This window comes from Bradyrhizobium sp. LTSP885 (assembly GCF_000938305.1).
GTDB lineage: Bacteria > Pseudomonadota > Alphaproteobacteria > Rhizobiales > Xanthobacteraceae > Bradyrhizobium.
Window position 1 is genome coordinate 751889 of the sequence record NZ_JYMT01000042.1, and the last position, 18360, is coordinate 770248.

Annotated in this window: 19 protein-coding genes; 1 reads left to right on the forward strand and 18 read right to left on the reverse strand. The window is 63.7% G+C overall.

The genetic code is table 11. The features are described from left to right. Positions 1–96: 96 nt before the first annotated feature. The 18 genes from nuoN to UP09_RS32670 form a co-directional block, all read right to left on the reverse strand. Positions 97–1533, reverse strand: a complete 1437-nt coding sequence (gene nuoN / locus UP09_RS32585; protein ID WP_044542396.1) for an NADH-quinone oxidoreductase subunit NuoN — start codon at positions 1531–1533, stop codon at positions 97–99. 11 nt (positions 1534–1544) lie between these two features. Continuing rightward, on the reverse strand, positions 1545–3056 hold the full coding sequence (locus UP09_RS32590; RefSeq protein ID WP_044542397.1) for an NADH-quinone oxidoreductase subunit M: 1512 nt from the start codon (positions 3054–3056) through the stop codon (positions 1545–1547). Further along, positions 3056–5125, reverse strand: a complete 2070-nt coding sequence (gene nuoL, locus UP09_RS32595; protein WP_044542398.1) for an NADH-quinone oxidoreductase subunit L — start codon at positions 5123–5125, stop codon at positions 3056–3058. Before nuoL ends, UP09_RS32590 begins: the two co-directional genes overlap by 1 nt. 8 nt (positions 5126–5133) lie before the next feature. Next, the gene (nuoK, locus tag UP09_RS32600; protein ID WP_027537255.1) at positions 5134–5442 is read right to left on the reverse strand and encodes an NADH-quinone oxidoreductase subunit NuoK; all 309 of its coding nucleotides are present in this window, start codon (positions 5440–5442) and stop codon (positions 5134–5136) included. Then, on the reverse strand, positions 5439–6077 hold the full coding sequence (locus tag UP09_RS32605; RefSeq protein WP_044542399.1) for an NADH-quinone oxidoreductase subunit J: 639 nt from the start codon (positions 6075–6077) through the stop codon (positions 5439–5441). The genes nuoK and UP09_RS32605 overlap by 4 nt, the downstream gene beginning before the upstream one ends. A gap of 137 nt (positions 6078–6214) precedes the next feature. Continuing rightward, entirely contained in the window at positions 6215–6709 is a 495-nt protein-coding gene (gene nuoI / locus UP09_RS32610) for an NADH-quinone oxidoreductase subunit NuoI (RefSeq protein ID WP_044542400.1), read from the reverse strand. A 7-nt stretch (positions 6710–6716) separates the two neighbouring features. Continuing rightward, positions 6717–7787 carry an NADH-quinone oxidoreductase subunit NuoH gene (gene nuoH / locus UP09_RS32615; RefSeq protein WP_044542401.1) on the reverse strand — a complete coding sequence of 357 codons (1071 nt, stop codon included), beginning with the start codon at positions 7785–7787 and terminating at the stop codon, positions 6717–6719. A 10-nt stretch (positions 7788–7797) separates the two neighbouring features. Then, on the reverse strand, positions 7798–9873 hold the full coding sequence (nuoG, locus tag UP09_RS32620; protein WP_044542402.1) for an NADH-quinone oxidoreductase subunit NuoG: 2076 nt from the start codon (positions 9871–9873) through the stop codon (positions 7798–7800). A 7-nt stretch (positions 9874–9880) separates the two neighbouring features. Continuing rightward, on the reverse strand, positions 9881–10369 hold the full coding sequence (locus tag UP09_RS32625) for a hypothetical protein (RefSeq protein WP_156164887.1): 489 nt from the start codon (positions 10367–10369) through the stop codon (positions 9881–9883). An 8-nt stretch (positions 10370–10377) separates the two neighbouring features. Further along, positions 10378–11703: an NADH-quinone oxidoreductase subunit NuoF gene (nuoF, locus tag UP09_RS32630; protein WP_044542405.1), complete on the reverse strand. Its 1326-nt coding sequence runs from the start codon at positions 11701–11703 to the stop codon at positions 10378–10380. Positions 11704–11722: 19 nt separating this feature from the next. Continuing rightward, positions 11723–11935 carry a hypothetical protein gene (locus UP09_RS32635; RefSeq protein WP_044542406.1) on the reverse strand — a complete coding sequence of 71 codons (213 nt, stop codon included), beginning with the start codon at positions 11933–11935 and terminating at the stop codon, positions 11723–11725. Further along, entirely contained in the window at positions 11935–12546 is a 612-nt protein-coding gene (gene nuoE, locus UP09_RS32640) for an NADH-quinone oxidoreductase subunit NuoE (protein ID WP_044542407.1), read from the reverse strand. Before nuoE ends, UP09_RS32635 begins: the two co-directional genes overlap by 1 nt. Before the next feature lie 11 nt (positions 12547–12557). Beyond that, positions 12558–13517, reverse strand: coding sequence for an FkbM family methyltransferase (locus UP09_RS32645; RefSeq protein WP_044542408.1), 960 nt, complete (start codon positions 13515–13517; stop codon positions 12558–12560). Continuing rightward, entirely contained in the window at positions 13517–14713 is a 1197-nt protein-coding gene (locus UP09_RS32650) for an NADH-quinone oxidoreductase subunit D (RefSeq protein WP_044542409.1), read from the reverse strand. Before UP09_RS32650 ends, UP09_RS32645 begins: the two co-directional genes overlap by 1 nt. Before the next feature lie 2 nt (positions 14714–14715). Next, on the reverse strand, positions 14716–15333 hold the full coding sequence (locus UP09_RS32655) for an NADH-quinone oxidoreductase subunit C (protein ID WP_044542410.1): 618 nt from the start codon (positions 15331–15333) through the stop codon (positions 14716–14718). A gap of 12 nt (positions 15334–15345) precedes the next feature. Continuing rightward, entirely contained in the window at positions 15346–15951 is a 606-nt protein-coding gene (locus UP09_RS32660; protein WP_044542411.1) for a NuoB/complex I 20 kDa subunit family protein, read from the reverse strand. Then, a complete protein-coding gene (locus UP09_RS32665) occupies positions 15942–16307 on the reverse strand; it encodes an NADH-quinone oxidoreductase subunit A (protein WP_044542412.1) in 366 nt (121 codons plus the stop codon). Before UP09_RS32665 ends, UP09_RS32660 begins: the two co-directional genes overlap by 10 nt. A gap of 214 nt (positions 16308–16521) precedes the next feature. After that, positions 16522–17034: a MarR family winged helix-turn-helix transcriptional regulator gene (locus UP09_RS32670; RefSeq protein WP_044542413.1), complete on the reverse strand. Its 513-nt coding sequence runs from the start codon at positions 17032–17034 to the stop codon at positions 16522–16524. Between the two features lie 131 nt (positions 17035–17165). Between UP09_RS32670 and UP09_RS32675 the strand changes: the two genes are divergently transcribed. Then, positions 17166–18356 (forward strand): aromatic ring-hydroxylating dioxygenase subunit alpha, encoded by a 1191-nt coding sequence (locus UP09_RS32675; RefSeq protein ID WP_044542414.1) that lies wholly within the window; start codon positions 17166–17168, stop codon positions 18354–18356. Positions 18357–18360 lie beyond the last annotated feature (4 nt).

Sequence of the window (18360 nt, forward strand, 5' to 3'; positions counted from 1 at the left end):
GGGCTGATCCGGCTTAGCCAGAATCATGCAGGACTCGATGTTTTTGTTGGGCATGATCCGCTCCGAAAACCGGGATCCACTTTTCGGGATCATGCCCTAGAATAGCGACTTCGCCGCCGCCGAAGCCATGCTGACCAGCGGCCCCGGATAGGCGAAGAAGAAGATGTTGAAGATGCCCGCAACCGCCAGCACGGTGCGCAGCTCGAGGCGCATCGGATCGAGCTTGGCGAGCGGCTGATCGAAATACATCACCTTGACGATCGACAGATAGTAGAACGCGCCGACCACGCTGGTCAGTACGCCGATCACCGCGAGCGTAAACAGGTTGGCCTTGATCGCCGCCACGAAGACGTACCATTTGCCGAAGAATCCGGCGAGCGGCGGCACGCCGGCGAGCGAAAACAAGAACATCGCAAACGCAAAGGCGAGCAGCGGATTGGTGCGGGACAGACCGGCGAAATCGCTAATCTGCTCGACTGCCTGGCCGTTGCGCTTCATGGCGAGGATGATCGAGAAGGTGCCGAGCGTCATCGCGACATAGATCGCGATATAGACCAGCACGCCCTGCGCGCCCTCGACCGTGCCGGCAGCAAGGCCGACCAGGGCAAAGCCCATGTGGCCGATCGACGAATAGGCCATCAGGCGCTTGATATTGGTCTGACCGATCGCTGCGAACGAGCCCAGCGCCATCGAGGCGATCGCGACGAACACTAGGATTTGCTGCCACTGGGTGACGATCCCCGGGAACGCGGTCAGCGTCACACGAGTGAACACGGCAAGTGCCGCGACTTTCGGGGCCGAGGCGAAGAAGGCCGTCACCGGGGTCGGGGCGCCCTCATAGACGTCGGGCGTCCACATGTGGAACGGCACCGCCGAGACCTTGAAGCAGAGGCCGGCGAGCAGGAAGACCAGGCCGAAGACGATGCCGATGCTGCCTGACGTCGCAGCCGCGGCGATGCCGGCGAAGTTGACCGTGCCGGTGAAGCCGTAGATCAGCGATGCGCCGTAGAGCAGCATGCCCGACGACAGCGCGCCGAGCACGAAATACTTCAGGCCGGCCTCGCTGGACTTGGCATTGTCGCGCGCGCTCGCGGCGACGACATAGAGCGCGAGGCTCATCAGTTCGAGACCGAGATAGAGCGTGATCAGGTCGCCGGCCGAGATCAGCACCAGCATGCCGAGCGTCGACAGCAACACCAGGATCGAAAACTCGAAGATCCGCTGCGACGGATTGGACAGGAACTCGGTCGCCAGGATCAGGGTCACGCCCGAGCCGATCAAAGCGAGGATCTTCAGGAAGCGGGCGAAATCGTCGACGATGAAGCTGCCGCCGAAGGTGACGAGCTTGCCGGCCGGCAGCGTGAGCTCCAGCACGCCGGTCACGACCAGCAGCAGCACCGCGAGCGTGGTGACGAGCCGCGCCGTCCCCTGCCCGCGATAGGCTCCGATCATCAACAGCACCATGGCGCCGACCGCGAGCACCAGCTCCGGCAGCACCGGCTGCAACTGATAACCTGCACTGGAAAAGCTCATGGGCTAAGGCCTTATTGGACCAGCGCGGCTGCCTTCACGGCAGTCACGGCAGTATTGTAATTATTGACGAGCTGCTGGACCGAGGCCGCCGACATGTCGAGCACCGGCTTCGGATAGACGCCGAACAGGATGGTCAGGGCAACCAGCGGGAATAGCGTCAGGCCTTCGCGAAAGGTGAGATCCTTCATCGACATCAGCGACGGCTTGACAAGCGCACCGAACACCACCTTGCGGTAGAGCCACAGCGCGTAGCACGCCGACAGAATCACGCCCGTGGTGGCGAAGAACACCGTCGGCAGCGACACCTTGAAGGTGCCGAGCAGCGTCATGAACTCGCCGACGAAGCCGCTCGTGCCGGGCAGACCGACATTGGCCATGGTGAAGACCATGAACACCAGCGCATAGAGCGGCATCCGGTTCACCAGCCCGCCATAGGCTGCGATGTCGCGAGTGTGCATGCGGTCGTAGACGATGCCGACGCAGAGGAACAGCGCGCCGGAGACGATGCCGTGCGAGATCATCTGGAACATGCCGCCGGCGACGCCCTGCGTCGTCACCGCGAAGATACCCATGGTGACGAAGCCCATATGCGCGACCGAGGAGTACGCGATCAGCTTCTTCATGTCCTCCTGCATCAAGGCCACCAGCGAGGTGTAGATGATGGCGATGACCGAGAGCGTGAACACGAACGGCGCGAAGTCGTGCGAGGCCAGCGGGAACATCGGCAGCGAGAAGCGCAGGAAGCCGTAGCCGCCCATCTTCAGCAGGATCGCGGCCAGGATCACCGAGCCCGCGGTCGGCGCCTCGACATGCGCGTCCGGCAACCAGGTGTGCACCGGCCACATCGGCATCTTCACCGCGAACGACGCGAAGAAGGCCAGCCACGCCCAGGTCTGCAACGAGCGCGGCACCGCGGTGTGCATCAGCGTCGGGATATCGGTCGTGTCGGCGGTCCAGTACAGCGCCATGATGGCGAGCAGCATCAGGACCGAGCCGAGGAAGGTGTAGAGGAAGAACTTGAACGAGGCGTAGACCCGGCGCGGGCCGCCCCAGACGCCGATGATCAGGAACATCGGGATCAGGCCGCCCTCGAAGAACAGGTAGAACAGCACGAGGTCGAGCGCCGAGAAGGTGCCGATCATCAGCGTTTCCAGGATCAGGAACGCCATCATGTATTCGCTGACGCGGGTCGTGATCGCCTTCCAGCTCGCGACGATGCAGAACGGCATGATCGCTGTCGTCAGGATGATCAGCGGCAGCGAAATGCCGTCGACGCCCATGTGGTAGGTGATGCCGGTGGCGAGCCAGTTCGCCTTCTCGACGAACTGGAAGTCGGCCTGCGCCGGATCGAAGCGCGCAACCACGATCAGCGAGACCACAAAGGTGATCAGCGTAGTCCAGAGCGAGATCCAGCGCGCCGTGCGGTTGGCCGCCTCGTCGCCGCCCCTTGCCAGCAGGTAAACGAGAGCCGCGCCGAGGGCCGGCAGGAACGTGAGGACCGAAAGGATGGGCCAGGTTGTCATTACTGGCCTCCCAAGCCGAACATGAACCAGGTGATCAATCCGGCAGCCCCGATCAGCATCGCGAACGCGTAGTGATAGAGGTAGCCGGTCTGCAGCTTGACGACGTTGCGGGTGATGTCGAGCACGCGGGCCGAGACGCCGTCGGGGCCGAAGCCGTCGATGACGAAGCCGTCGCCCTTCTTCCAGAGCTGGTAGCCGAGCCACTTGGCCGGGCGCACGAAGATGAAATCGTACAGCTCGTCGAAGTACCATTTGTTGAGCAGGAACTGGTACAGCATCGGCTGCTGGTTCGCGAGCTCGACCGGCAGATACGGCCTGCGGATATAGAACATGTAGGAGACGAACAGGCCGAGCAGCATCATCACGGTGGGCAGCGGCGCGAGCCAGCTCGGCATATTCTCCATGTCCTCGAGGATATGCGGGTTCATCTTGACGGACTCGCGGAAGAACTCCTCGACCCCGTGCGGGCTTGCGAACAGCTCCTTGAACGGCAGACCGGCCAGGATCGAGCCCGCGGCGAGCACGCCGATCGGGACCAGCATCCATATCGGGCTCTCATGCGCCGCATCGTAGTGCTTCTGGTCGTGCGGCTCGCCGAAGAAGGTCTTGAAGATCAGACGCCAGGAATAGAACGAGGTCAGGCCGGCGGCCGCGATCGTCAGCAGATAGGCATAGACCCCGAACGGGTTGTGCGACGCAAAGGCCGCCTCGATGATCGCGTCCTTGGAGAAGTAGCCGGCGAACAGCGGGAAGCCGGTCAGCGCCAGCGTGCCGATGCACATCACCGTGAAGGTGTAGGGGATCTTGCGCCACAGGCCGCCCATGTTGCGGATGTCCTGCTCGTGATGCATCGCGTAGATCACCGAACCTGAGCCCAAGAACAACAGCGCCTTGAAGAAGGCGTGCGTGAACAGATGGAACATGCCGACCGAATAGGCCCCTGCTCCCATCGCCACGAACATGTAGCCGAGCTGCGAACAGGTCGAGTAGGCGACGATGCGCTTGATGTCGTTCTGCACCAGGCCGATCGTGGCGGCGAAGAACGCCGTGGTCGCACCGAAGAACATCACCACCGCCTGCGCGGTCGGTGACAGCTCGAACAGCGGCGACAGCCGCGCCACCATGAAGACGCCGGCGGTGACCATGGTCGCCGCGTGGATCAGCGCCGACACCGGGGTCGGGCCTTCCATCGCGTCGGGCAACCAGGTGTGCAGCAGGAACTGCGCCGACTTGCCCATCGCGCCCATGAACAGCAACAGGCAGGTCAGGGTCAGCGCGTCGGGATGCCAGCCGAAGAAGTCGATGGTCTTGCCGGTCAAGCCCGGTGCGGCGTGGAAGATGGTGTCGAAATCGGTCGAGCCGACCAGCGCGAAGATCGAGAAGATGCCGAGCGCGAAGCCGAAATCGCCGACGCGGTTGACCACGAAGGCCTTGATCGCCGCCGCGTTCGCCGACGGCTTCTGGTACCAGAACCCGATCAGGAGGTAGCTTGCGAGACCGACGCCCTCCCAGCCGAAGAACATCTGCACGAGATTGTCAGACGTCACCAGCATCAGCATCGCGAAGGTGAACAGGCTGAGATAGCCGAAGAAACGCGGCCGGTTCGGGTCCTCGTCCATGTAGCCGATGGAATAGAGATGGACGAGCGCGGACACCGTGTTGACCACGACCAACATCACCGCGGTCAGCGTGTCGACCCGTAGCGTCCACGCCACTTGAAGATCGCCCGAATTGATCCAGGGCAGCAGCACGACGCGGGCGTCATTGTGCATGAAGCCGACATCGACCAGCGTGATCCACGACAGCGCGGCCGATACGAAAAGCAGGCCGGTGGTGATCAGCTCGGCCAGCCGCGAACCGGAAGCCGGCGGCTCGGAGACATGGTGGTCGTCGTGGCCGTGGTCGTCACCATGATCGTCATGAGCCGCGGACGCATGGGCGTCGCCATGCGCGTCATCGTGATGCTCGACGGTGTCGCCGCTCGGATTGCGCGCATGTGCCCCGACCAGCGAGATGATCCCCGCAAGGATGGCGCCGAGCAGCGGCAGGAATACGATTGCCTGAACCATAGCTGCGCCTAGCCCTTCATCAGATTGACGTCTTCAACCGCGATCGAACCGCGGTTGCGGAAATACACGACCAGCACGGCAAGACCGATCGCGGCCTCGGCCGCCGCCACCGTCAGCACCAGCAGCGCAAACACCTGGCCGACGATGTCGCCGAGGAAGGTCGAGAACGCCACCAGATTGATGTTGACCGAGAGCAGGATCAGCTCGATCGACATCAGGATGACGATGATGTTCTTGCGGTTGAGGAAGATGCCGAGGATCCCGAGCGTGAACAGGATCGCGCCGACCGCAAGATAGTGCCCGAGCCCGATCGTCATTTCACCCACTCCGCCGCATCGGCATCCTGCAGTCCCTGCCCCGACGCCACCTTGCGCAATGCCATCGCGATCTCGGGCGTGCGCGCGTTCTGCACGTTGATGTTCTGCCGCTTGACGTTCACCTTGTGACGCAGCGTCAGCACGATGGCGCCGATCATGGCAACCAGCAGCACCATGCCGGCGAGCTGGAAGTAGTGAATGTACTTGGTATAGAGCACGAGGCCGAGCGCCTCGGTGTTGCTGACATTGGTCGGGATCGCCGCCGTGATCGACTTGGTCACGGTCGGATTGATCACCCAGGCGCCGACCACGAGCAGCAGCTCGAACATGAAGATGCCGCCGATCACGATGCCGACCGGCAAATACTGGATGAAGCCTTCGCGCAGCTCGACGAAGTCGACGTCGAGCATCATGATCACGAACAGGAACAGCACGGCGACCGCGCCGACATAGACCACGATCAGCATCATGCCGAGGAATTCCGCGCCCATCAGCACGAACAGGCCCGAGGCGTTGACGAACGCCAGGATCAGGTACAGCACCGAGTGCACGGGATTGCGCGAGACAATCACCATGACCGCCGACGCCACGCAGGCGGCAGCAAACAGATAGAAGAACAGCGCCGGAACGATCATCGGTTTTTCCCCGTCATTCCGGGGCGCGGACGCAGTCCGCGAACCCGGAATCTAGAGGTTACGGCGCGAGATTCCGGGTTCACGCTGCGCGTGCCCCGGAATGACGGAATGTGGCTGGGAACGATCATGCCCTCACCTCACCGGTACGGCGCGTCGAGTTCGATCGACTTCGCAATGTCGCGCTCCCAGCGGTCGCCATTGGCGAGCAGTTTCGCCTTGTCATAGAACAGTTCCTCGCGGGTCTCGGTCGCGAATTCGAAATTCGGTCCCTCGACGATGGCATCCACCGGGCAGGCCTCCTGGCACAGGCCGCAATAGATGCACTTCACCATGTCAATGTCGTAACGCACCGTGCGGCGGGTACCGTCGTTGCGGCGCGGGCCGGCCTCGATCGTGATCGCCTGCGCCGGGCAAATCGCCTCGCACAGCTTGCAGGCGATGCAGCGCTCCTCGCCGTTCGGATAGCGGCGCAGCGCGTGCTCGCCGCGGAACCGCGGCGAGATCGGGCCCTTCTCGAAGGGATAGTTCAGCGTCGGCTTCGGCTTGAAGAAATAGCGCATGGCGAGGATGAACGCCGAGACGAATTCCGACAGCAGAAGCGAGCGGGCTGTTGCGTTGATGTTGACACTCATGATGGCCTCACTTTGGCGCGATGCCGGTGAACTGCAGCACACCGGCCACGATCACCACCATTGCCAGCGACAGCGGCAGGAACACCTTCCAGCCGAGCCGCATCAGTTGATCGTAGCGGTAGCGCGGCACGATCGCCTTCGCCATCGCGAACATGAAGAACATGAAGAACACTTTCAGCGCGAACCAGATGATCCCCGGAATCCAGTTGAACGGCGGCAGGTTCACCGGCGGCAGCCAGCCGCCGAGGAACATGATCGTCGCCAGCGCGCACATCGTGGTGATCGCAACATACTCGCCGAGCATGAACAGCAGATACGGCGTCGAGCCGTATTCGGTCATGAAGCCGGCAACCAGCTCCGATTCGGCTTCCACGAGATCGAACGGCGGACGGTTGGTTTCGGCGAGCGCCGAGACGTAGAACACCACGAACATTGGGAACAGCGGCCAGACATACCAGTTCAGGATGGTCAGCTGTGGCAGGCCGATCAGGCTGGCGAGCCCGCGGGTGTTCTGCGCCTCCACCACGGCCGACAGGTTCAGTGAACCGACGCAAAGCAATACGGTGATGATCACGAAGCCGATCGAGACCTCGTAGGACACCATCTGCGCCGCCGAGCGCAGCGCGGCCAGGAACGGATATTTCGAGTTCGACGACCAGCCGGCCATGATGACGCCGTAGATCGACAGCGACGAGATCGCGAAGATGTAGAGCACGCCGACATTGATGTCGGAGATCACCCAGCCGAGATTCATCGGGATCACGGCCCAGGCGGCGAGCGCGAGGACGCAGGAGACCAATGGTGCCAGCAGGAACACGCCCTTGTTGGAGCCGGCGGGAATGACCGGTTCCTTGAGCACGAACTTCAGCAAATCGGCAAAGGATTGCAGCAGTCCGAACGGGCCGACCACGTTGGGGCCGCGGCGGATCTGCACCGCCGCCCAGATCTTGCGGTCGGCGAGCAGGATGTAGGCGATCGCGATCAGCAGCACGACCAGCAGCAGCAGGCTTTCCGCGACCATGACGATCAGCGGCCAGAGGAAGCCGGTCCAGAACGCGCTTGCGAAGAATTCGGTCATCAGGTCACGCTCACTCCGCCGCCGTCAGCATTCGGCCCGACGCCAGCCGCGAACATTCCGCCATCACGGCAGACGCCCGCGCGATCGGGTTGGTCAGGTAGAAATCCTCGACGGTCGGCTTGAACGCCGCCTTGTCGACGCTGCCGCCCTTGGCCGCCAGCGCCTGGACGTCGGAGGCTGCGCCCGCTTCGATCTGGTCAAGTCGCATCAGATGCGGAGTGGTCTTGAACATCGCCAGGCGCAGCGCCGGCATGGAATCGAACGGCAGTTTCTTGCCGACTACGTCCGACAGCGCGCGGATGATCGCCCAATCCTCACGGGCCTCGCCCGGCGGGAACGCAGCGCGATTGGCCAGCTGCGCCCGGCCCTCGGTGTTGACGTAGATGCCGGCCTTCTCGGTATAGGCCGCGCCCGGCAGGATGACGTCGGCGCGATGCGCGCCACGGTCGCCATGGGTGCCGATATAGACGACGAAGGTGCCGTCCGGCGCCTTGATCTCGTCGGCGCCGAGCAGGAACAGCACGTCGAGCGTGCCGAAGGTGGTCATCTGCGCCGTGGTCAGGCTGCCGGCCGAAGGCGAGAAGCCGATATCGAGCGCGCCGGCGCGCGACGCCGTATCCTGCAGCACCGCAAAGCCGTTCCAGCCGTCCTTGAGCGCGCCGACATCGACGGCGAGCTTCGCCGCCTGCGCCAGCACCGCGGCACCGTCATGCCTTGTATAGGCGCCGGCGCCGACCAGGATGATCGGGTTCTTGGCGTTCTTCAGCACGTCGGCAAAGGAATGCTTGCCGGCGACGAGGTCGGCGAGCGTATCGGTGCCCGCGCCGAGATAATCATGGGGATAGGTGAAATCGGCCCGCTCGCCGATCAGGCCGACCTTGATGTTGGCGGCGCGCCAGCGCTTGCGGATCCGCGCGTTCAGCACGGCGGCCTCCTTGCGCGGGTGCGAGCCGATGATCAGGACTGCATCCGCCTGATCGATCCCGGCAATGGTCGGGTTAAAGATGTAGGAGCCGCGGCCGGCCTTGGCGTCGAACGCGTCGCCGCCCTGCACTGCGAGGTTGGCCGAGCCGAACTTCGCCAGCAGCTCCTTCAGCGCGAACATTTCTTCGATGGCGGCGAGATCGCCGGCGATGGCGCCGATCCGTTTGCCGTCGATGCGGCCGACCTTGGCTGCGACAGCCGCGAAGGCTTCCTGCCACGATGCGGGCCTGAGCTGGCCGTTCTCTCTGATGTAGGGGCGGTCGAGCCGCTGCGTGCGCAGGCCGTCGACGACGTGACGGGTCTTGTCGGAGATCCACTCCTCGTTCACGGCCTCATTGATGCGCGGCAGGATCCGCATCACCTCACGACCGCGGGTATCGACCCGGATCGCCGAGCCGACGCCGTCCATGACGTCGACCGACTGCGTCTTGCCGAGCTCCCATGGCCGCGCCGCGAACGCGTAGGGTTTCGAGGTCAGCGCGCCGACCGGGCAGATATCGACCAGGTTGCCCTGCAGCTCCGAGCTCAGCGCCGATTCGAGATAGGTGGTGATCTCCATGTCCTCGCCACGGCCGGTCGCGCCCATCTCGGGCGCGCCGCAGACTTCGGCGGAGAAGCGGACGCAGCGCGTGCACTGGATGCAGCGGTTCATCGAAGTCTTGACCAGCGCGCCGAGATACTTGTCCTCGACCGCGCGCTTGTTCTCGGCGAAACGGCTGGTGTCGACGCCGTAGCCCATCGCCTGGTCCTGCAGGTCGCATTCGCCGCCCTGGTCGCAGATCGGGCAGTCCAGCGGATGGTTGATCAGCAGGAATTCCATCACGCCTTCGCGCGCCTTCTTCACCATCGGCGAACGGGTCGAGATTTCCGGCGGCTCGCCCTTCGGGCCCGGACGGCAGTCGCGCACGCCCCAGGCGCAGCTCGCCACCGGCTTCGGGCCGCCCTTCACCTCGACGAGGCACATCCGGCAATTGCCGGCGATCGACAGCCGCTCGTGATAGCAGAACCGCGGTATCTCGGCGCCGGCCGCCTCACACGCCTGCAGCAGCGTGTAGTCCGGCGGCACATCGATCTCTTTGCCATCGATGATGATCTTGGTCATGTCTGTCTCAGGTCTTTCCGAGCTTGCAGTCGGGCGGTGCGACGCTGGCGGTTTGCAGTGATGTCTTCACCCATTGCTGGGTGTCGGCGCCGTAGGTCGCGAGATAGGCGGGCTGCGCCTGGTTCTTCTCGCAAAGGAACGGCAAATGGGGCCTCAGATCGTAGTCACACGACGCCTGCCATTCGCGCTTGTCTGCGAACGCGGCAATGGTCTCCTCGCAGGCATAAAGGAAGTACGAGACAAAACTCTCGTACTGGGACCGTTCGTCGCGATTGCCGGCCTTGATCGTCTCATAGTCCGGCTGGGCGAATTTCGGGTTCTTGAACGCGAGGTCGGTGTAGCCCAGAAACACCGCGCGCGCGCTGGAGGCGCGGTTGGCGGTGCGGATTTCGTTGATCTGCAGCAGGATTGCAACAAAGCCGAGCAGCGCAACGGTCGCCTGCGCCATCTGCGCAAGCGTCCCGTATTTCTGCCACCATGCGGCCTGTTGCGACATCGCTGCCATTACTCCGCAGCCACCATATGCACGGGATCGCGAACGCCCTGATCGTCGAGATCGGCCTTGTGCGAATACTGATCGATGCGCTCTTCGATCTCGTGACGGAAATGGGCGATCAGGCCCTGGATCGGCCACGCCGCGGCGTCGCCGAGCGCGCAGATCGTGTGGCCTTCGACCTGCTTGGTGACTTCGAGCAGCATGTCGATCTCGCGCTTGTGGGCGCGGCCGTCGGCCATCCGGGTCAGCACGCGCCACATCCACCCCGTGCCCTCGCGGCACGGCGTGCACTGGCCGCAGCTCTCATGCTTGTAGAAATACGAGATCCGCGCGATCGCCCGGATCAAATCGGTCGACTTGTCCATCACAATCACGGCCGCGGTACCGAGGCCGGAGCGCAGCTTGCTCAAGCTGTCGAAGTCCATCGGCGTGTCGATGATCTGCTCGGCCGGCACCATGCGCACCGACGAACCGCCGGGGATGACAGCCTTCAGATTGTCCCAGCCGCCGCGGATGCCGCCGCAGTGCTTGTCGATCAATTCCTTGAACGGAATCCCCATCGCCTCTTCGACGTTGCAGGGGCGCTCGACATGGCCGGAGATGCAGAACAGCTTGGTGCCGACATTGTTGGGCCGGCCGATGCTGGCGAACCAGGAGGCGCCGCGGCGCAGGATGTCGGGCGCCACCGCGATCGACTCGACGTTGTTCACCGTGGTCGGGCAGCCATAGAGACCGACATTGGCCGGGAACGGCGGCTTCAGCCGCGGCTGGCCTTTCTTGCCCTCAAGGCTCTCGAGCAGCGCGGTCTCCTCGCCGCAGATATAGGCGCCGGCGCCGTGCGCGACGTAGATGTCGAACGGCCAGCCGTTGATGTTGTCCTTGCCGACAAGCTTCGCGTCATAGGCCTGGTCGATCGCGGCCTGCAGATGCTCACGCTCGCGGATGAACTCACCGCGGACATAGATGTAGCAGGCATTCGCGTTCATCGCGAAGCTCGCGAGCAGGCAGCCCTCGACGAGGAGATGCGGATCGTGCCGCATGATCTCGCGGTCCTTGCAGGTGCCGGGCTCGGACTCGTCCGCATTGACGACGAGATAGCTCGGACGACCGTCCTTGGATTCCTTCGGCATGAACGACCACTTCATGCCGGTCGGGAAGCCCGCCCCGCCGCGGCCGCGCAGGCCGGACGCCTTCATCTCGTTGATGATCCAGTCGCGGCCCTTGTCGATGATCCCCTTGGTGCCGTCCCAGGCCCCGCGGCTGCGCGCGCCCTCGAGGCCCCAGTCATGGAGGCCGTAGAGGTTCTTGAAGATGCGATCCTTGTCGGCGAGCATGCTCAAAACTTTCCGAACATCAACGGTTGGCTTGGGAGTAAGCGAGCCCGGCGGCGCAGCCGCCGAACACGATGGCCCACAACAGGCTGGTCTCCAGCGAGGCGTTCAACCCGTAGCGCTGCAGCAGGAAGATGAAGCAGGCCGCGGCCGCAGTATGCAGGGCGATGTAGCGCCAGTTCTTCATCGGCACCGCCCTCCCCATTCCGCACGCCTGTCGCTGAAAGCCGCGCATCAGGTGGTTTCCTTCAGCGTGGTCGGGCCGCCCAGCGGCGCCGAGAACTGACGGTCATTCTGCGGGCCGGGCTTCGGCGGATTGCCGGCGGCAAAGCCATCGAGCACCTTGCCGAAGCTCTCCTTGGTCAGGTCCTCATAGGTGTCCTTCCAGATCAGCACCATCGGCGCGTTCACGCAGGAGCCGAGGCACTCGACCTCTTCCCAGGAGAAATTGCCATCCTTCGACAGCTGGAACGGATCGTGATGGATGCGGTGCTGGCACACCTCGATCAAATCGGCGGCGCCGCGCAGCCGGCACGGCGTGGTGCCGCAGACCTGCACATGCGCCTTCTTGCCGACCGGCGAGAGCTGGAACATGGTGTAGAAGGTCGCGATCTCCAGCATGCGGATATGCGGCATATCGAGCAGATCGCCGACGGCGCGGATCGCCGCCTCCGACACCCAGCCCTCATGCTGCTCCTGCACGCGCCACAGGATCGCGATCGCGGCCGAGGCCTGACGTCCCGGCGGATATTTCGTGATCTCTTTCTTGGCCCAGGCAAGATTCTCGTCCGTGAACGTGAAGCTCGCGGGCTGCAATTCCTTCGGGGCTAGGCGGCGGACGGACATCGTTCAGTCTCTCATTGCACGCGGCGTGCGGCTTTCGCATTCAACGCATCGATCCGCTCTTGCCAGAAGGCGCTTGCAGTGCCGAACACGTTGTAGCCGATATTGCTGGAAACCTTGATGCGATCGAGCGTCGAGAGCTCGTTCACGGTCTCAAGGCGATTGGTACTGGGATCGTAGACGATCAGTTTCAGGGGCGTCTGTTCGAGGATATAGCGCGACACGGTGTGCGCGCGATCGTTGCCGTGCTCCTCGCAAAGCAGCACGCTGTCGGCCTCCATCAGCCGTCGGCCGCCCTTCATGGCCTCGATCTCGACGCCTTCGACGTCGAGCTTGACCAGGTATTTGCCTGACGCCGCGACCTTGCCGTCCTCGATCAGATTGTCGAGCGCGACAACCGGCACTTCCTCGCCGCTGGTCTGGTCGCCGGCGATGCTGAAGGCCTCGTGCTTGGTGCCGGACAGCCGCGCGGTGCCCCTGCTGGCACCGATCGCGCACTTCATGGTCTCGAAGCGGTTGCCGTTGACGCGCGCATTGTTGGCGAGCTTCGGATAGTTCTGCCCCGACGGCTCGATCGCGATCGCCTTGTGCGCGCCGAACGGTTTGCTCGAAGCCAGTACCGACCAATAGCCGTAATTGGCGCCGCAATCGAGCAGGGTGTAGTCGACGTCGGCGGAGTCCGCGAACAGCAGCTCGAGCTCGTCCTCATAGGTGTAGCCGAGATCGAGCAGCTTGCTCCAGTAGCCGTCGCCATAGGGAAACTCGAACACGGCATCTTCGTTGAGCTTCACCGCGATGTCGCGCTTCGGCAACGCCTTGCGCAGCAAATTGGCGCAGGCGATGTAGCCCTTGTGCGAAAAGTGTGACGAGATCTTCGCGCCCGTCGACAACGCCAACGCAGCCGTCCGCTCCCAGGCGTTGGCCCCCTCAAGGGCCCCCGAGGCACGGTCAAACTGGATCGGCGGCTGCGCCATCAGCGGTCGACCTCTCCGAACACGATATCGAGCGAGCCGAGAATCGCCGAGACGTCAGCGAGCAGATGGCCCTTGCAGATGTGATCCATCGCCTGCAGATGCGCGAAACCCGGCGCGCGGATCTTGCACTTGTAGGGCTTGTTGGTGCCGTCGGCGACGAGATAGACGCCGAACTCGCCCTTTGGCGCCTCAACCGCGGCATAGACCTCGCCGGCCGGCACATGCACGCCTTCGGTGTAGAGCTTGAAGTGATGGATCAGCGCTTCCATCGAGCGCTTCATGTCGGCGCGGCGCGGCGGCGCCACCTTGGCGTCCTCGACCACGACCGCCCCCTGCCCGTCTGGCGCTTTCAGTTTCTGGATGCACTGCTTCATGATGCGCACCGACTGGCGCATCTCTTCCATGCGGATCAGATAGCGGTCGTAACAGTCGCCGTTCTTGCCGATCGGAACGTCGAACTCCATCTCGGCATAGCATTCATACGGCTGCGACTTGCGCAGGTCCCAGGCCGCGCCCGAGCCGCGCACCATCACGCCCGAGAAACCCCACGCCCAGGCTTCCTTCAGCGGCACCACGCCGATATCGACGTTGCGCTGCTTGAAGATGCGGTTGCCGGTGAGCAGCGTGTCGAGGTCCTTGACGACCTGCAGGAACGGATCGCACCACGCCTCGATGTCGTTGATCAGCTTCGAGGGCAGATCCTGATGCACGCCGCCAACGCGGAAGAACGCTGCATGCATCCGCGAGCCGGAGGCGCGCTCGTAGAACACCATCAGCTTCTCGCGCTCTTCAAAACCCCACAGCGGCGGGGTCAGCGCGCCGACGTCCATCGCCTGCGTGGTGACGTTGAGCAGATGGGAGAGGATGCGGCCGATCTCGCAATACAGCACGCGGATCAACTGGCCGCGGCGCGGCACCGTGATGCCGAGCAGCTTTTCCGCCGCGAGGCAGAACGCATGCTCCTGGTTCATCGGCGCGACGTAATCGAGCCGGTCAAAGTACGGAATCGCCTGCAGATAGGTCTTGTGCTCGATCAGCTTCTCGGTGCCGCGGTGCAAGAGCCCAATGTGGGGATCGACGCGCTCAACGACTTCGCCGTCGAGCTCCAGCACGAGACGCAACACGCCGTGCGCGGCCGGATGCTGCGGCCCAAAGTTGATCGTGAAGTTACGAAGATTTTGCGGTTGCTCGTTCATGATCAGGCCTTCGGCTCTGCCTTCGCCTTCTCATCGCCAGGGAGGGGATAATCAGCGCCCTCCCAGGGCGAGAGGAAATCGAACTTGCGGAATTCCTGGTTGAGCCTGACAGGCTCGTACAGCACCCGCTTCTCCTGGTCGTCGTAGCGGACCTCGACGAAGCCGGTGAGCGGGAAATCCTTGCGCAGCGGGTGGCCGTCGAAGCCGTAATCGGTCAGCAGTCGCCGCATGTCCGGATGGCCGATGAAGATGACGCCGTAGAGGTCGTAGGTCTCGCGCTCGAACCAGTCGGCGCCCGGGAAAACGCCGATGATCGACGGCACCTGGGTGGTCTCGTCGGCCACGGCGCGCAGGCGGATGCGCGTGTTCAGCACCGGCGACATGAAATGATAGACGACGTCGAAGCGCTTATCGCGGCCGGGATAGTCGACCGCGGTGACGTCGGTGATATTGATGAAGCGGCAGTTGGGATCGTCACGCAGGAAGGTGACGATCTCCACAATCTTGGCCACCTCGACGTCGACAGTAAGTTGGTTGAAGGCGACCGAGTGCGCGGTGGCGGCGCCCGGAAGCGCGCTCACGATCGTCTGCCCAAGGGCGTCGAGCTTGCCGTCGTCCATGACGTAGAAACCTTAGCGTTCGATGGTGCCGATGCGGCGGATCTTCTTCTGCAGCAGCAGCACGCCGTAGAGCAGCGCTTCCGCCGTGGGCGGGCAGCCCGGCACATAGATGTCGACCGGCACGATGCGGTCGCAGCCACGCACCACTGCGTAGGAGTAGTGATAGTAGCCGCCGCCATTGGCGCAGGAGCCCATCGAGATGACGTAGCGCGGCTCGGGCATCTGGTCGTAGACCTTGCGCAGCGCCGGCGCCATCTTGTTGGTCAGGGTGCCCGCGACGATCATCACGTCGGACTGCCGCGGCGAGGCGCGCGGCGCGAAACCGAAGCGCTCGACGTCGTAGCGCGGCATCGACACCTGCATCATCTCGACCGCGCAGCAGGCAAGACCGAAGGTCATCCACATCAGCGAGCCGGTGCGGGCCCAGGTGATGAGGTCGTCAGCCGCCGCGACGAAGAAGCCCTTGTCGGACAGCTCGTGATTGACCTCGAGGAAATAGGGATCGTTGGCGCCGACCGGCTTGCCGGTCGACGGATCGAGGATTCCCTTCGGAGCCATGGCAGTAGCAGGTTTGGCAATCGCCGGCTGCGAGGATACGGCGGTGGGGCTCAATCCCATTCGAGCGCGCCTTTCTTCCATTCATAAGCAAACCCGACCGTCAGCACGGCCAGGAACACCATCATCGACCAGAACCCGGTCGCACCAAGCTTTCCGAACGCCACGGCCCAGGGAAACAGGAACGCCACTTCGAGGTCGAAGATGATGAAGAGGATCGCCACCAGATAGAAGCGGACGTCGAACTTCATGCGGGCGTCGTCGAAAGCGTTGAATCCGCATTCATAGGCGGACATCTTTTCCGGGTCCGGCGACTGGAACGCGACCAGGAACGGCGCGATCAGGAGCGCCAGACCGATCAGGCCCGCGACCCCGATAAAAACCACAAGTGGGAGGTAATTCTGCAGGATGCCGGGCATCGGCGAGGCCTTCTTGTTGCGGTTTCGGAGCCGCCGCAGATTCGTTGATTGGAATTGTTCTTGAGGCTTAGCGCAGCGCAACAGAGCGCGCAAGACAAGCTATTTTGACGCTCTGCAAGGCTCCGTCTTGTCGAAATCTGCCGCCACGGCGGGAGATTCCAGCCGCCACGGCACAACGCTCCGGCGGCCATCCGGTGCCCTGCACGGCCTCCCATCAGCCCAGTTCTCTCTCGGCGGCAAGCATCTCGGCGGCGGTCGCAGTCAGGCGGTCGATATGGCCGAGCAGCAGCTCCATGTCATGCGGGTTCAACTGTTCCAGCAGACGACGGTTGCGATCCTGCGCCCCCGCCACAATAGCGTCATGTGCGGCGAGCCCGGCCCTGGTCAGAGAGACCAGCGTTTCCCGGTTGTCCAGCGGGTTGACCGCCTTGGCGACCAGCCTGCGCGCCACCAGTTCGGCGAGCGCCCGGCTGATCTGGCCCTTGTCCATGCCGACGGCTTCGGCCAGCCGCACCACGCTCATCGGCGGGCGCCGGCCGAGTGAGGCGACCAGCCCGAACTCGACCGACGACAGGCCAGCGAGGCGCTTGTAGCGCAGGATCGCGCCGCGCTTGAGCAGGTTCGCCAGCACCATCAGGCGCGAGGACATCATCGCGGTGATCGGCGCCAGTTCGGCATCGACGGTCTCCGGCGACACGACCCGCATCGTCTTCAGCTTCTCGGTCATCCGCCAACCTCTGCCAACAAACCGGTGTGCTGCCAAGCTATCCGAGATCGTTGACATTGTCATCGATCTATCGTTGACTTGGTCGATACGAGACGACCGCGGGCCAAAGGCCGCGGCGGGAGGAAACAAACATGACCGTCACGCAACGGGATCGCGATCTCGGCACCGCCTATGCCATGAAGCCATCCGCCACCCGGACCGAGCTGACCGCGGTTATCAGAGGCACGCCGATGGGCGAACTGCTGCGCCGCTACTGGCACCCGATCGGTCTGGTGAGCGACGCCACCGATATCCCCAGGAAAGTGCGCGCGCTCGGCGAGGATCTGATTTTGTTTCGCGACCGGCATGGCCGCATCGGCCTGCTGCATGCCCGCTGCTGCCACCGCGGCACCACGCTTTATTATGGCAAGGTCGAGGAAGACGGCATCCGCTGCTGCTATCACGGCTGGAAATTCGACACCGAGGGCCACTGCCTCGAGCAGCCCTGCGAGCCCGAGGGCGGCCTGTTCAAGGACAAGGTCCGCCAGCCCTGGTATCCGGTGCAGGAGCGCTACGGACTGATCTTCGCCTATATGGGGCCGGCCGAAAAAAAGCCGGTGCTGCCGCGCTACGAATGCCTCGAGACGATGGACGACGGCGAGTTCGTCGAGGCCGACGATTCCTCGATCGGCGGCGGCGGACCTGCCGTGATCCCCTGCAACTGGCTGCAGCATTTCGAGAACGTGGCCGACCCCTACCACGTGCCCGTGCTGCACGGCTCGTTCTCGGGGCCCCAGTTCACCAACATGATGGCCTCGATGCCCGAAGTGAAATTCGAAATGTCGCCGCGCGGCGTCGCGGTGCGCTCGATCCGCAAGCAGGACGACGGCAAGGTGTTTTACCGGGTCACCGAGGCCGCCCTCCCCACGCTCCGCGTGGTGCCGAACCCGCGCGTCGCCCAGTTCGCGCGCGTGGAATCGATCGGCTGGACCCTGCCGATCGACGACACCTCGTTCCGCATCTATGTCGCCGGCCGCGTCAAGAATACCGGCGACATCGGCCGGATGCGCTCGAAGTTCAACGGCAAGTTCTGGTGGGACATGACGGAGACCGAGCACCAGCAATTCCCCGGCGACTACGAGGCGCAGGTCGGCCAGGGCGCGGTAACGGTCCATTCGGAAGAGCATTTCGGCCAGAGCGACCGCGGCATCCTGATGGTCCGCCGCATGCTCGGCGACCAGCTGGAGGTGCTCGCCGGCGGCGGCGACCCGATCGGCATCTCGTTCGAGGTTGACGCGAAGCCGGTCGAATTCGAGGCGGGGAATTATATCCGCGAGGCGTAAGGCC

What these genes read in the sequence shown, in the direction of transcription:
- nuoN (WP_044542396.1), bottom strand. Translation starts at nt 1,533, where the DNA reads ATGAGCTTTTCCAGTGCAGGTTATCAGTTGCAGCCGGTGCTGCCGGAG.
- UP09_RS32590 (WP_044542397.1), bottom strand. Translation starts at nt 3,056, where the DNA reads ATGACAACCTGGCCCATCCTTTCGGTCCTCACGTTCCTGCCGGCCCTC.
- nuoL (WP_044542398.1), bottom strand. Translation starts at nt 5,125, where the DNA reads ATGGTTCAGGCAATCGTATTCCTGCCGCTGCTCGGCGCCATCCTTGCG.
- nuoK (WP_027537255.1), bottom strand. Translation starts at nt 5,442, where the DNA reads ATGACGATCGGGCTCGGGCACTATCTTGCGGTCGGCGCGATCCTGTTC.
- UP09_RS32605 (WP_044542399.1), bottom strand. Translation starts at nt 6,077, where the DNA reads ATGATCGTTCCGGCGCTGTTCTTCTATCTGTTTGCTGCCGCCTGCGTG.
- nuoI (WP_044542400.1), bottom strand. Translation starts at nt 6,709, where the DNA reads ATGAGTGTCAACATCAACGCAACAGCCCGCTCGCTTCTGCTGTCGGAA.
- nuoH (WP_044542401.1), bottom strand. Translation starts at nt 7,787, where the DNA reads ATGACCGAATTCTTCGCAAGCGCGTTCTGGACCGGCTTCCTCTGGCCG.
- nuoG (WP_044542402.1), bottom strand. Translation starts at nt 9,873, where the DNA reads ATGACCAAGATCATCATCGATGGCAAAGAGATCGATGTGCCGCCGGAC.
- UP09_RS32625 (WP_156164887.1), bottom strand. Translation starts at nt 10,369, where the DNA reads ATGTCGCAACAGGCCGCATGGTGGCAGAAATACGGGACGCTTGCGCAG.
- nuoF (WP_044542405.1), bottom strand. Translation starts at nt 11,703, where the DNA reads ATGCTCGCCGACAAGGATCGCATCTTCAAGAACCTCTACGGCCTCCAT.
- UP09_RS32635 (WP_044542406.1), bottom strand. Translation starts at nt 11,935, where the DNA reads ATGCGCGGCTTTCAGCGACAGGCGTGCGGAATGGGGAGGGCGGTGCCG.
- nuoE (WP_044542407.1), bottom strand. Translation starts at nt 12,546, where the DNA reads ATGTCCGTCCGCCGCCTAGCCCCGAAGGAATTGCAGCCCGCGAGCTTC.
- UP09_RS32645 (WP_044542408.1), bottom strand. Translation starts at nt 13,517, where the DNA reads ATGGCGCAGCCGCCGATCCAGTTTGACCGTGCCTCGGGGGCCCTTGAG.
- UP09_RS32650 (WP_044542409.1), bottom strand. Translation starts at nt 14,713, where the DNA reads ATGAACGAGCAACCGCAAAATCTTCGTAACTTCACGATCAACTTTGGG.
- UP09_RS32655 (WP_044542410.1), bottom strand. Translation starts at nt 15,333, where the DNA reads ATGGACGACGGCAAGCTCGACGCCCTTGGGCAGACGATCGTGAGCGCG.
- UP09_RS32660 (WP_044542411.1), bottom strand. Translation starts at nt 15,951, where the DNA reads ATGGGATTGAGCCCCACCGCCGTATCCTCGCAGCCGGCGATTGCCAAA.
- UP09_RS32665 (WP_044542412.1), bottom strand. Translation starts at nt 16,307, where the DNA reads ATGCCCGGCATCCTGCAGAATTACCTCCCACTTGTGGTTTTTATCGGG.
- UP09_RS32670 (WP_044542413.1), bottom strand. Translation starts at nt 17,034, where the DNA reads ATGACCGAGAAGCTGAAGACGATGCGGGTCGTGTCGCCGGAGACCGTC.
- UP09_RS32675 (WP_044542414.1), top strand. Translation starts at nt 17,166, where the DNA reads ATGACCGTCACGCAACGGGATCGCGATCTCGGCACCGCCTATGCCATG.